8 protein-coding genes are annotated in these 13,095 nt (G+C 60.6%); 3 read left to right on the top strand and 5 right to left on the bottom strand.

Annotation, left to right across the window (positions count from 1 at the left end):
- Positions 1–79: 79 nt before the first annotated feature.
- Positions 80–1,696: a bifunctional phosphoribosylaminoimidazolecarboxamide formyltransferase/IMP cyclohydrolase gene (gene purH / locus ACIQJ2_RS20820; protein ID WP_400671139.1), complete on the top strand. Its 1,617-nt coding sequence runs from the start codon at positions 80–82 to the stop codon at positions 1,694–1,696.
- 66 nt (positions 1,697–1,762) lie between these two features.
- Here the strand turns inward: purH and ACIQJ2_RS20815 are convergent, their stop codons facing one another.
- Entirely contained in the window at positions 1,763–3,154 is a 1,392-nt protein-coding gene (locus tag ACIQJ2_RS20815) for an MFS transporter (RefSeq protein ID WP_400671136.1), read from the bottom strand.
- Between the two features lie 50 nt (positions 3,155–3,204).
- A complete protein-coding gene (locus ACIQJ2_RS20810) occupies positions 3,205–7,995 on the bottom strand; it encodes an NAD-glutamate dehydrogenase (protein WP_400671133.1) in 4,791 nt (1,596 codons plus the stop codon).
- Positions 7,996–8,289: 294 nt separating this feature from the next.
- Between ACIQJ2_RS20810 and pdxY the strand changes: the two genes are divergently transcribed.
- Both pdxY and ACIQJ2_RS20800 read left to right on the top strand, forming a co-directional pair.
- Entirely contained in the window at positions 8,290–9,165 is an 876-nt protein-coding gene (gene pdxY / locus ACIQJ2_RS20805) for a pyridoxal kinase PdxY (protein ID WP_400671131.1), read from the top strand.
- Between the two features lie 72 nt (positions 9,166–9,237).
- Positions 9,238–9,882 carry a carbonic anhydrase gene (locus ACIQJ2_RS20800; protein WP_199150534.1) on the top strand — a complete coding sequence of 215 codons (645 nt, stop codon included), beginning with the start codon at positions 9,238–9,240 and terminating at the stop codon, positions 9,880–9,882.
- Between the two features lie 73 nt (positions 9,883–9,955).
- Here the strand turns inward: ACIQJ2_RS20800 and ACIQJ2_RS20795 are convergent, their stop codons facing one another.
- The 3 genes from ACIQJ2_RS20795 to ACIQJ2_RS20785 all read right to left on the bottom strand — a co-directional run bounded on the left by ACIQJ2_RS20795 (position 9,956) and on the right by ACIQJ2_RS20785 (position 13,046).
- Positions 9,956–10,777 carry a lytic murein transglycosylase gene (locus ACIQJ2_RS20795; RefSeq protein WP_199150535.1) on the bottom strand — a complete coding sequence of 274 codons (822 nt, stop codon included), beginning with the start codon at positions 10,775–10,777 and terminating at the stop codon, positions 9,956–9,958.
- A gap of 348 nt (positions 10,778–11,125) precedes the next feature.
- Positions 11,126–12,160 carry an aspartate-semialdehyde dehydrogenase gene (locus ACIQJ2_RS20790; protein WP_199097163.1) on the bottom strand — a complete coding sequence of 345 codons (1,035 nt, stop codon included), beginning with the start codon at positions 12,158–12,160 and terminating at the stop codon, positions 11,126–11,128.
- A 376-nt stretch (positions 12,161–12,536) separates the two neighbouring features.
- Entirely contained in the window at positions 12,537–13,046 is a 510-nt protein-coding gene (locus tag ACIQJ2_RS20785; protein ID WP_199150536.1) for a DNA starvation/stationary phase protection protein, read from the bottom strand.
- Positions 13,047–13,095 lie beyond the last annotated feature (49 nt).

Raw genomic sequence — 13,095 nt, 5'->3', positions numbered from 1 at the left:
CTGTTTTTGTTATCTCGCAATTCCGGACGGAAAACCGCCCTGCACTTTTCCTGGAATTGCTTCAGACCGGAGAAAGCCCATGGCCGTCGTTTCCAAGAAAATTCCTGCTCCCGACAAGGTGAAGGTGAAAACCGCGCTTCTGTCCGTCTTCGACAAGACCGGCATCGTCGAGCTGGCGCGTGCGCTCAGCGAACAGGGCGTGCGGTTGCTGTCGACCGGCGGCACGCACAAGGCGATTACAGCGGCGGGCCTTGCCGTCACCGACGTCTCCGAAGTGACGGAGTTTCCGGAGATCATGGACGGCCGCGTCAAGACGCTGCATCCGAAAGTACACGGCGGCCTGCTTGCCATCCGTGACGATGCCGAGCATCAGGCGGCAATGAAAGAGCACGGCATCGAGGGCATCGATCTTGCCGTCATCAATCTCTATCCCTTCGAGGACGTTCGCAAGGCGGGTGGCGATTACCCGACGACGGTCGAGAATATCGATATCGGCGGTCCGGCGATGATCCGCGCTTCGGCCAAAAACCACGCCTACGTAACGACGCTGACCGATCCCGCCGATTATGCGGAGCTGCTTGCGCAGCTCTCCGGCGATGCCGGCCAGACGACCTATGATTTCCGCAAGCGCATGGCCGCCAAGGCTTTTGCCCGTACCGCCGCCTACGATGCGATGATCTCCAACTGGTTTGCCGAAGCGCTGGATATCGCCACGCCGCGTCACCGCGTCATCGGCGGCGTTCTGCGCGAGGAAATGCGCTATGGCGAAAACCCGCATCAGAAGGCGGCCTTCTACGTTACCGGCGAGAACCGCCCCGGCGTCTCCACGGCAACCCTCCTCCAGGGCAAGCAGCTCTCTTACAACAACATCAATGATACCGATGCGGCCTATGAACTCGTCGCCGAGTTCCTGCCGGAAAACGGTCCAGCCTGCGCGATCATCAAGCACGCCAACCCTTGCGGCGTCGCCACAGGCCCGAGCCTGGTCGAAGCCTACAAGCGCGCTCTCGCCTGCGATTCCACCTCAGCCTTCGGCGGCATCATCGCGCTGAACAGCCTGCTCGACGCAGAAACGGCCGAGGAGATCGTCAAACTCTTCACCGAGGTCATCATCGCGCCTGATGTCACCGAGGAAGCCAAGGCGATTATTGCTCGCAAGCCGAACCTGCGCCTGCTCTCGGTGGGCGCCCTGCCCGATCCGCGTGCTGCCGGCCTCACTGCCAAGACCGTCTCCGGCGGTCTGCTCGTGCAGAACCGCGACAACGCACTGGTCGAGGATATGGAGCTTAAGGTCGTCACCAAGCGTGCGCCGACGGCGCAGGAGCTTGAGGACATGAAGTTCGCCTTCCGTGTCGCCAAGCATGTGAAGTCGAATGCCGTTGTTTACGCCAAGGATGGCCAGACGGCCGGTATCGGCGCCGGACAGATGAGCCGTGTCGATTCCGCTCGCATCGCCGCCATCAAGGCCGAGGAAGCCGCAAAGGCCATGGGTCTGGCCGAGCCTCTGACGCGGGGTTCTGCGGTCGCCTCCGAAGCCTTCCTGCCGTTTGCGGACGGCCTGTTATCGGCAATCGCTGCCGGCGCCACCGCCGTCATTCAGCCCGGCGGCTCGATGCGCGACCAGGAAGTGATCGACGCGGCCAACGAGCACAATGTCGCGATGGTCTTTACCGGCGTGCGCCATTTCCGTCATTGATCGGCGGATATACCAAATACAGAAAATATATATCCCGGCTGGTTCGCCAGCCGGGATTTTCTTTGCCTACTTCGTTGCCCTGTCGGCGGGATAGGGTGTCGGTAACAGAAGCAAGAGGCCGCCGGCGAGGAAGAGGACGAGCGTCGCCATGCCGAGGCGGGCAGAACCGCTGAAATGGGTTACCAGCGAGAAGAACAATGTTGCCATAAAGCTGGTGGCGCGACCGGAGAGCGCATAGATGCCGAAATAGCGCCCGGCTTCCGCGAGGCTGACGCTGCGGGCGAGATAGGAGCGCGACGAGGCCTGCACGGGGCCAAAGGCGATGCCGATCAATAGCCCATAGCCGATATAGGCCTTCTCCGCCGCGGTTCCGAACAGGCCTCCGGTGCTAACGGTCGAGAGTGGAACGAGGCCGAAGAGCGTGAACCCGGGGCCAGTCGAGATAATGCCGAAGGTCGCGACCAGCAGCAAAGTCAGGCTGATGACGACAGTCGTCTTCGAGCCGAGCCAGCGGTCGACATAGCCGGCCGCGAAGCAGCCGAAAATGGCGATGACGTTGAGGATAATGCCGTAGATGCCGATTTCGATCGTTGCCCAGCCGAACATGCCGGCTGCGAAGGTGCCGCCGAGGATCAGAAGGCCGTTGACGCCGTCCTGATAGACCATGCGGGCGATGAGGAAGAGGCTGATACCGCGCCGGCGTTTCAATTCGCCCAGGGTCGCCGACAGTTCGTGCAAGCCTGAACGAACAGCGGCGCGCAACGGCAGGCCGCGGGCGGCGTCCGGCGTGAAAAAGAACATCGGCAGGATGAAGATCAGATACCAGGCGGCCGAAATCGGCCCGGTGATGCGGGCATCCTCGCCGAGCGTGGCATCAAGGCCGAAGAGCGGCGTCATGCCGAGAATGGTCTTGCCGGTCTGTGCATTACCGGCGAGCAGCGTAACGACGGTGATCAGCACGATCATACCGCCGAGATAGCCGAGCCCCCAGGCCGTGTTCGATAGCCTGCCGACATCGTCCTTGCCGACGAGCCGGGGCATCATCGAATCGTTGAAGACGATGGAGAATTCGGCCGAGATCGAAGCCAGGATCATGAAAATGACGGGATAGATGACAGGCGATCCGGGCGCGGCTCCCCAGAGACAGAAGAGGCTGGCGATCTTGATGACGGCGAAGAAGGCGATCCATGGTTTGCGGGCGCCGGATTGATCGGCGATCGAGCCGAGGACTGGCGAGAGGATGGCGATGATCACCGAGGAGATCGTCGCCATGTTGCTCCAGGTCGTCTGCGCGGAGACGGGATCGGCGGTCAGCCGCGCGACGAAATAGGGTCCGAAAATGAAGGTGGTGACGACGGTGAAGAACGGCTGAGCCGCCCAGTCGAAGAACATCCAGCCCCAAATGCCGCGTGCCGGCACTTTTGCCGGCACGTCGTTGTCAATCTCGGTCGTCACCAAATCCAGCCCCTTGCTCCCTCACCCGTTTGCCGGGGTCGGGGCGGACTGTGTCATCTTGCCCGGCCGTTCGCAAGATCGCTGAGCAGGCCGGCGGCAACGGTGATGCGGGCGAGGTTCGGATCGCCGCTTTCGCTGAGGCCACCGAGCTCTTCGGCGATGCGATTGATGCGGATCCGGTCCTCCGCATGCCATGCCTGGACCGGCTGCTTGTCCTTCGGATGGTTTGATAGCGCGGAGATGACGATATCGCGACGAGCGCCGGCGATCTGGTCGAGGCTGCGCGCAAGCGCGAGGCTCTCATAGTGATCGCCGGTGACGATCCGGTTGCCGGCCAGCAGCAGCCGGCCGACGCGGAAGGTCTGCGAGACGGTGAAGTAGCTTTCCGCCGCCCGGTTCAGCGTGTCGCCGGTGCGTTCGGCAATCTGCATGATTTCCGGAACGAGCACGAGCGCGTAGATCGTGGCGATCTCCGAAGCCAGCTTTTCGGGCAGGCCCGCTGCCAGATATTCCGCTTCGCGTGCGGCGATTTCGGCCGCGAAATCTGCCGGGATGTGGGTGAGGAAGACGGGTCGCAGTTTCTTGAGAGCGGCGCGAAGCCGGCTAACCGTCTCTTCGATGTCACCCTTGGCCGCGCCGGTTTTCAAGAGCAGGCGGGTCAATACCGTATAGACCTCGGTGATTTCGCCGTAGACGCGGTTCTGCATCTGGCCGCCGACCTTGCCGTCGAGCGCGTCCGTCTCGTTCCAGAGCCGGTCGAGATCAAAGCCGTCGCGAGCGACCACGGCCGCCTTGACCACCTCGGCAGCCGATGCCGCCGTTGCATCCATCATGCTGACGGCGAAGCCTGGACCACCACGATTGATCGCCTCGTTGGCGAGCCCCGTCGCGATGATCTCGCGGCGCAGGCGATGGGTTTCGATATCGGCTGCATTGGAGCGCTGCATCTTGGCCGGGAAGTAGCGGCTGAGCGTTGCAGCGAAGTAGGGATCATCAGGCAGATCGCTGGCGACGAGGGCGTCGAAGAGAACGATCTTGGCGTAGGAAAGCAGCACACCGATTTCTGGGCGCGTCAGCGGCCGGCCGTTGGCATAACGCTCTGCGAAGGTCTGGTCGTCGGGCAGGGTCTCCACCTTGCGGTTGAGCTGCTTGGCGGCTTCCAGCACGCTCATGAAGCGGCTGAGTTCCAGGCCATTGCCGGTGCCCTTGCGCTCCGTCAGCGAAATCGCCAGGGATTGCAGATAGTTGTTGCGCAATACCAGCACGGCCACTTCATCGGTCATGGAGGCGAGCAGCGTGTCGCGCTTGGCGCGCGTCAGCCGGTCGTCGAACATGGCGGACGCCAGCGCGATCTTGATGTTGACCTCGACGTCGGAGGTGTTGACGCCGGCGGAGTTGTCGATGGCGTCGGAGTTGCAGCGACCGCCCTTGAGACCATAGGCGATACGGCCCTTCTGGGTGACACCGAGATTGGCGCCTTCGCCGATGACCTTGGCGCGTACTTCGTCGGCTGCGATACGGATCGGATCGTTGGCGCGATCGCCGACTTCGGAATCCGTCTCGGCCGGTGCCTTCACATAGGTGCCGATGCCGCCGAACCACAGCAAATCAACGGGAGCCTTGAGGATTGCCGTCATGATCTCGAAGGGTGTTGCGACGGATTTGTCGATGCCGATGGCGGCAACCGCTTCCGGGGTCAGCGTCACAGATTTCGCCGAGCGGGAAATGATCATCGCGCCCTTCGACAGGACGGACTTGTCGAAATCCTGCCAGCTGGAACGCGGCAGGTTGAAGAGACGCTGGCGTTCGGCGAGCGTCTTTTCCACGTTCGGATCGGGATCGATGAAGATATCGCGGTGATCGAAGGCGGCGAGCAGGCGGATCTTCGGCGAGAGCAGCATGCCGTTGCCGAAGACGTCGCCCGACATATCGCCAACGCCGACGACGTTGAAGGGCGTCGTCTGGATGTCGATGTCCATCTCGCGGAAGTGCCGTTTTACGGTTTCCCAGGCGCCACGGGCTGTGATGCCCATCTTCTTGTGGTCGTAGCCGGCAGAACCGCCCGAGGCGAAGGCATCATCCAGCCAGAAGCCGGCTTCCTGAGCCAGCGCATTGGCGGTGTCGGAGAAGGTCGCGGTGCCTTTGTCGGCTGCGACGACGAAGTAGGGATCGTCACCGTCAAGCCGCACGGTATCATCAGGCGGGATAATATCGGCGCCGGAGATATTGTCGGTGATCGACAGCAGGGTGCGGATATAGGTCTTGTAGGCCTCGCGGCCTGTGTTGAAGATTTCGTCGCGGCTGCCGCCGACCGGGAGCTTCTTCGGATAGAAGCCGCCCTTGGCCCCAACCGGGACAATAACGGCGTTCTTGACCTGCTGGGCCTTCACGAGGCCGAGCACTTCGGTACGATAATCCTCGGCACGGTCCGACCAGCGCAGACCGCCGCGCGCCACCTTGCCGAAGCGCAAATGCACGCCTTCGACCTCCACGCCATAGACGAAGACTTCGCGGAAGGGCCGCGGCTCGGGCAGGCCGTCGAGAAGTTTCGGATCGAGCTTGAAGGCCAACATGGCTTTCGGCGAGCCGTCGGCATTTTTCTGGAAATAGTTGGTGCGCAGCGTTGCATCGATGGCGTTGACGTAGCGGCGCAGGATGCGGTCGTCGTCCAGGCTCGGTACGTCGGCCAGCTCGCTTTCGATAGCCTCGTGCAGCTCGGTGAGCTTTTTCGTGCGGTTCTTGTCGCTGAGTTTCGGATCGAGCGTGTCGTGAAACAGGCGGAAGAGCGCGGCGGCGATGCGTGGATATTTGTCCAGCGTCGCGGCGATGTAGTCCTGCGAATAGGCAATGCCGGCCTGGCGCAGGTAACGCGAGTAGGCGCGCAGCACGTTGGTTTCGCGGGCCGAGAGATCGGCGGAGACGATCAGCCGGTTGAAGGCATCATTGTCGATCGTTCCACCGAAGGCGGCGAGGAAAGCCTCTTCCAGTGTAGCACCGTGGCGGGCAAGATCGATCGTCAGACCGCTGCGGGCTTCCAGCTCCATGTCGTGAAGTACGACGTGGCCGGTCGAATCGTCCTTCGCCGTGACATAGATGTCGAAGGTACGCTCGCTGATGACGTTGAAACCGAGATTTTCGAGGAGAGGCACGCGGCGCGACAGCGCCAGATTGCCTTGACCGTGGAAGATCTTCAGCGAGAGGATCTCGCCTGCTTCGTCCTTGCGGACATAGAAGCCGATGCGGATCGGCTCGGCGCCGGCTGTGGCAATGATGTCAGGCAGATCGGCAAAGGCGTCTTCCGGCGAAAAGGCTTCCTGGAATGCCTGGCTCACCGAGATGCTCGGTGCCTTCGGGCCTGCCAGCATGACGAAACGCTCGTCCCAGCGAGCGGTGATGCCGCGGACCGCCTCTTCCAGCTTGGCCTGGGGAACATGCGGCGTCTTGCCGGCGCTGCGACCGATGATGAAGTGCACGCGTGCCACGCCGCCTTCCGGGAAGGCAGGATAATAGGCGGAGACGCGGCCGTCATAGACGGTCTTCAGATAATTGCCGATCTTTTCGCGGACGACGGAATCATATTCCTCGCGCGGCACATAGACGATGACGGAAACGAAGCGGTCGAAATGATCGATGCGCGGCAGGGCGCGCACGCGCGGCCGATCGGTCAGGTCGTTGATCTGCTCTGCGAAGCTTGCCAGCAGGGTCGTGTCGATCTGGAATAGGTCGTCGCGCGGGTAGGATTCCAGCGTGTTGTCGAGCATGCGGCCGGAATGGCTGGTGGGATCGAAACCGAAATGATCCTTGACCTTCTGCACCTTCGAGCGAAGCAGCGGCACTTCCGAGGCGGCGCTGGTGTAGGCGGTGGAGGTGAAGAGGCCGACGATGCGCAGTTCGCCCGTGACGTTCCCTTCCGAATCGAAGCGCTTGATGCCGACATAATCCATATAGGCGCGGCGATGCACGATCGACTTGACGTTGGCCTTGGTGACGATCAGGAAATCCGGGCCATTGAGGAAGGCGAGGATTTCCGGTGTCGTGGTGACGGCGTCCTTGCCCTGTCTCAGAACACGGACATCGGGATTGGAGAGAATGCCAAGGCCGGCGCCTCGGTCGCGCTCGATCGTGGCGTTGGCGCCCTTGCCGGAATAGACGTATTCGCGCATGCCCAGGAAGGTGAAGTTGCCATCGCGCAGCCAGGCGAGGAAGGCGAGAGCCTCGTCGCGGTCGCTCTTGCGACGTCCGGCCGCCTCATAGGTGGAAAGCTCCGAAATGACGGTATCCAGGCGCGACAGCATCGGCTTCCAGCCGGAAACGACGAGATGCGTCTGATCGAGCACGGTTTGCACCCGCTTGACCAGGTCTGCTGCCTGGGCTGTCGTCAGCGGGGAGAGATGAAGCTGGATGTGGCTGACCCGATGGGCGGGATCGCTCGGATGATCGGCGGAATAAAGGCTTGCCGCCTTGCCCTCTTCCATGACGAGGATGGGATGCACGGCCATGTAGAGATCGCGATAGCTGCTGCTGACCTCTCCCATGACTGATTCGTAGAGGAACGGCATGTTGTGGTCGGTGATCGAGAGGATCGACACGGCGACGCCATCGGGCTCGATGCCGGCCACCTGCTCGATGCTGACACGCGGAGCCGTCTTGCTCCAGGCTGCCAGTTCCTTGGCCGCATGAGCTGCGGCAAGAGCCAGCATTTCCGGGCTGTAACGCCCCATGTCATCATTGCTAGCCCGGCCGAACAGGATTTCGGGATCGAGGTGAGCCCCGCCCGTCGCAGCGGCAATTTTCTGTGCCGCTTCGATCTGTTTTTCCCGTTTCGGATTGGTCTTGGGCGCCATGGAATTCCTCCCGATTTTCGAATTTTGACCACAATATCAGAACGTTTAGCGAAAAAACTGGCAAAAAGATTGCGAATTTGGTTGGTTTCGGACTGATTTTGGTCCGTTTTTTTAAAAAACTTGCCGGAATGCGTGTTCTCGACGAAAAGCTCATATCGTCGGCAAGAAATTGATGGAATCAGTTCGTCAACAGAGGTTTTCATGTCTCTGTGAAGTGCCGTTGACAGAGTGCCGCCAAAGGGATCATCAACGGCACCAAGGCAGTTTGAAGCCCCGATTTTGGAAGCTAGCATCATGTCGCAAGTCTCGGCCGGCGCCGTTATCGTCATCTCCAGTCATGTCGTGCGTGGTTCCGTCGGCAATCGGGCGGCGGTGTTTGCGTTGGAAACGCTCGGCCACCCCGTCTGGGCGCTGCCGACCATCGTCCTGCCATGGCATCCAGGCCACGGCCGCTCGACGCGTTTGACCTTCAACGAGGCGGATTTCGACCATGCAATCGACGATCTGATCGCCGCGCCCTGGCTGTCCGAGGTAAAGGCGGTTCTGTCGGGATATTTCGGCAATGCTGCACAAGCGCTTTCCGTCGCCAGGCTGGTGACGGCGTTGCGCGAAAAGAATCCGGATCTTCTCTATGCCTGCGATCCCGTGATCGGTGATGCCGGCGGCCTCTACGTGCCGACGGCGACTGCGGAAGCAATCCGCGATCACCTGATCCCGCTTGCGTCTCTCGCGACACCGAACCGCTACGAGCTTGCCTGGCTCGCCGGCGCGCCGCTTGAGGACAACAACGCCATCATGGAGGCGGCGCTCGCGCTCGGGCCTTCACGCATGCTGGTGACATCGGCGGTGCCGATGATGGCGGGTGGTATCGGCAATCTCTATCTCAGCGGCCGGAACGCGTTGCTTGCCGAGCACCGCAGCATAGAAGGTGCGCCGAATGGGCTCGGCGATCTGCTCTGTGCCTTGTTCCTGTCGCGCATCCTGTCCGGCTTGGATGAAGAACGGGCCCTGCAATTGACGACCGCAAGTGTCTACGAAGTGCTGGCACGCGCCGTCAAACGCGGCAGCAACGAGTTGACGCTCGCCGTCGATTCAGCGAGCCTCTCGACACCGATGGCGATGGTGCAGCTGCGTCATCTCGTGCATCCGGCGCAACGGCGGAAAAAATAGTGTTACGCAACAGTTAACGGTTTTTGCAGCGCAACAGTTGCCATCGATCCCGGTGCGCTGTAATTCAATATCATGCAAAGCTTTCCCGACACCCTTCTGAACGGTTATCGCAACTTCATGAGCGGGCGTTACGTCGATGAGCGCGAACGTTATCGCACTCTGGCGGAGCTCGGCCAGAACCCGTCGACACTTGTGATTGCCTGTTGTGACTCCCGCGCGGCCCCGGAGACCATCTTCGACGCCGGCCCGGGAGAACTTTTCGTTATCCGCAACGTCGCCAATATGGTGCCGCCTTATGAACCGGACGGTAATTTCCACGCGACTTCGTCGGCGCTCGAATTTGCCGTCCTGTCGCTCAAGGTGTCCGATATCGTCGTGATGGGCCACGGCCGCTGCGGTGGCATCCGCGCCGCGCTAGATCCCAATGCCGAGCCGTTGTCGCCGGGCGATTTCATCGGCCGGTGGATGGCCCTGCTGAAGCCGGCGGCCGAACAGATCCAGAGCAACGACATCATGACCCAGACCGAGCGTCAGACGGCGCTGGAGCGCATTTCGATCCGCAATTCGCTCGATAACCTGCGCAGCTTTCCGGAGATCAAGGCGCGCGAGGAAGAGGGCAAGCTCAATCTTCATGGCGCATGGTTTGACATTTCGACCGGCGAATTGTGGGTGATGGATCCTCAGACCCGGGATTTCAAGCGTCCGGATATTTCGTAATCTGCAACGGCTGAAACAAAAAGGCGCTGCGAACCGTTTGGTTGCAGCGCCTTTTTTATATCCGATAACCGGATTATCGGCCGTCGATCTGCTGGCCGATGTAAGCGATTGCCTGCTGATAGACCTTGGCGTCGTTCCAGCCGGCGATGGCGGAGAAATTAGGCTCTCCGGGCTGATAGCCGGCGCCGGGCTGCCAGCCATGGCCGCGCAGGAAGTTGGCCGTCGAGGCAAGCGCATCGGCGCGCGATCCCACAAGATCGACCCTGCCGTTTCCATCTTCATCGATGCCGTAGAGAACGACGTTCTTGGGCATGAACTGCGTCTGGCCGATTTCGCCGTGAGCAGCGCCGCGTGCCGCGGGGCTGAGATAGCCTTCGCCGACGAGCTTCAGGGCGGCATAGAGCTGTTCGGTAAAGAATGCGGAACGGCGGCAGTCATAAGCAAGGGTGGAGACCGCAGAAAGCGTATGCTGGTCGCCCATATAGCTACCGAAGCCGGTTTCCATGCCCCAGATCGCGATGATCGGGCCGGCAGGGACGCCGAAGCGCTTCTCGATCTTGGCAAATAGCGCGGCATTGGCCTGCTTCATGCTCTTGCCGCGATTGATGATCGTCTGGCCGCCACGCTTCTTCATGAATTCCTCGAAGGAAAGCTTGAAGCTCTTCTGGCCGCGGTCGGCGCGGATGGTGGGCTGGTTGTAATGAACGTTGGCGAAAGCCTTGTCGAGGACGGAGGGGCTGACGCCCTGTCCTTGCGCTTCGCGCTTGAATTCCTGCACCCAATTCTCGAAACCGGCAGATGTGTTGCCGCAGGATGCAGCGTTTGCCGTAATCGGCATGGCGAGCAGCAGCCCGCCCGCGACGAGAGCTGCCATTCCAGACTTTGTGATGCGCATTCAATGTCCCCGAATTCTTACCGCGATGCGAAACGCGGTAACTGTTTTGGAAGGCGCACAAACCCGCCAATCTTCAGGCTCATGCTCTATCTCTTTAGTCTTGCCGCATTGCCCGACGCCGAAACGGTCCCGCTTCGACTGGAAATGCTCTAGTCATCGCTGGACCATGCCAGTATCCGACCGTCCTGTCATTATCACATTTTAGCGATCAATATTTTTGCTTCACGTGAAACAACCGCCAAATGTATTTGCAAAAAAGCCCCGCCTTTCGGTCCGAAATGGCGAGGCTTCCATATAGTCATGCTTAGCTAGACAAGGTTTATAAACCGTAAATTGGTTTAGAAATGCTTATGCAGCCTGCTTGCGTGGCTTGATCAGGCCACGGTTGACGAGCAGTTCGGCGATCTGGATGGCATTGAGAGCGGCGCCCTTGCGCAGGTTGTCGGAGACGACCCACATGTTGAGGCCGTTTTCGACGGTCGCATCTTCACGGATACGCGAAATATAGGTCGCGTCCTCGCCGGCGGATTCGTAAGGCGTGATGTAGCCGCCGTTTTCATGCTTGTCGATGACGAGGCAGCCCGGTGCTTCGCGCAGGATATCGCGGGCCTGATCGGCGGTAATCTCGTTTTCGAACTCGATGTTCACCGATTCGGAGTGGCCGATGAAGACAGGCACGCGCACGGCCGTGCAGGTGACCTTGATCTTCGGGTCGAGCATCTTCTTGGTTTCGGCCAGCACCTTCCACTCTTCCTTGGTGTAGCCGTCTTCCATGAAGCTATCGATGTGCGGGATGACGTTGAAGGCGATGCGCTTGGTGAACTTCTTATTTTCGATCGGATCGGCGACGAAGACGGCGCGGGTCTGATTGAACAGTTCGTCCATGCCGTCCTTGCCGGCGCCGGAGACCGACTGGTAGGTCGAGACGACGACGCGCTTGATCTTGGCGAAATCATGCAGCGGCTTCAGCGCGACGACGAGCTGCGCGGTCGAGCAATTCGGGTTGGCGATGATGTTGCGCTTGGTGAACTGCGTGATGGCATCCGGGTTCACTTCCGGCACGATCAGCGGCACGTCGGCGTCGTAGCGCCAGGCGGAGGAGTTGTCGATGACGACGCAGCCCTGGGCGCCGATCTTCGGCGAGAACTTCTTCGAGACTTCGCCGCCGGCAGACATCAGGCAGATGTCGGTGCTGGAGAAATCGTAATTCTCGAGGTTGGCAACCTTCAGCGTCCGGTCACCGAAGGAAACTTCAGTTCCCTGCGAGCGTGCGGATGCGAGCGCTACGACTTCATCGGCCGGAAAGCCGCGTTCGGACAGGATGTTGAGCATTTCACGGCCGACATTCCCGGTCGCGCCCGCTACTGCAACTTTGAAACCCATTTCTCAAGCTCTCTTTCTCTTCTCTCCTCTTGGGCGAAGGGGGGAACCGTGGCCGTGACGACCGGTTCCTGTCCCCAGCCGAGCCGGGGAGAGAGCGGCAGGCCAGAGACGTCAGACGGTTTTCGTCGTCGTTTTGGCCATGGTTTTGGAAGAAACCGGAAAATAGACATCCCGCCCGGCATAACCAGCCAGGTGACTGAAGCTGTCGATCTGTTCGAAGCGAAGCATGGAAGTCTTCCTTTTCCGTCGCCGGTTCTAAGATGTTTTCCACAGGAGTCAAGGATTTCCTCGCCGTTGCCGTGGCGCGAGCGAGGAAATCGAGGGCGCTGCGTGCCGCCTTCAACATATCGTGTTCGAAGACGGAGGCTTTCTGATGTCAGCGGTTGGACTTGCGCGTGGTCTCGAACAGGAACCAGGTGCGGCGTTCCGTTTCGTCCAGCCAGTTTTCAAGCAGGCTGGCGGTGGCGACATCGCCATATTCATCGCAGACGTCGTGGACGGCGCGCATTTCCGCCGAGAGCTTGAGATTGTCGTCCGCAAGTTCGGCCAGCATGTCCTGCGGATCGACATATTCCGCGTCATTGTCCGGAATGCGCTGGAGCTTGGCGATCTGGCCGATCGATCGCAGGGTCGTTCCGCCGATCTTGCGGGCGCGCTCGGCCATGGGGTCAGTCATCGCGAAGATCTGGTCGCCGTGCTCGTCGAGGAGCAGGTGATAGTCGCGGAAATGCGGACCGCTCATGTGCCAATGAAAATTCTTGGTCTTCAGATAGAGGGCAAAGACATCGGCCAGCAAGGCACTGAGCGCTGCCGAAATATCGCGGGTCGCGTCCTCGCTGAGATTGGTGTGGGTGCCCAATTTCGACTTGGTATTGGCGGTATTCATACACACGTCCTCCGTTTGTTGTTCACGGCAGCGGTTGCGGCGGATCTCA

This window comes from Rhizobium sp. NPDC092011 (genome assembly GCF_044756305.1).
Taxonomy (GTDB): domain Bacteria; phylum Pseudomonadota; class Alphaproteobacteria; order Rhizobiales; family Rhizobiaceae; genus Rhizobium.
This window is presented reverse-complemented; position numbering and strand designations above follow the sequence as displayed.

Bases quoted from the DNA above. Each gene is read 5' to 3' on its own strand.
- ACIQJ2_RS20790 (WP_199097163.1), bottom strand. From the start codon at position 12,160: ATGGGTTTCAAAGTTGCAGTAGCGGGCGCGACCGGGAATGTCGGCCGT.
- ACIQJ2_RS20785 (WP_199150536.1), bottom strand. From the start codon at position 13,046: ATGAATACCGCCAATACCAAGTCGAAATTGGGCACCCACACCAATCTC.
- ACIQJ2_RS20800 (WP_199150534.1), top strand. From the start codon at position 9,238: ATGCAAAGCTTTCCCGACACCCTTCTGAACGGTTATCGCAACTTCATG.
- purH (WP_400671139.1), top strand. From the start codon at position 80: ATGGCCGTCGTTTCCAAGAAAATTCCTGCTCCCGACAAGGTGAAGGTG.
- ACIQJ2_RS20810 (WP_400671133.1), bottom strand. From the start codon at position 7,995: ATGGCGCCCAAGACCAATCCGAAACGGGAAAAACAGATCGAAGCGGCA.
- ACIQJ2_RS20795 (WP_199150535.1), bottom strand. From the start codon at position 10,777: ATGCGCATCACAAAGTCTGGAATGGCAGCTCTCGTCGCGGGCGGGCTG.
- pdxY (WP_400671131.1), top strand. From the start codon at position 8,290: ATGTCGCAAGTCTCGGCCGGCGCCGTTATCGTCATCTCCAGTCATGTC.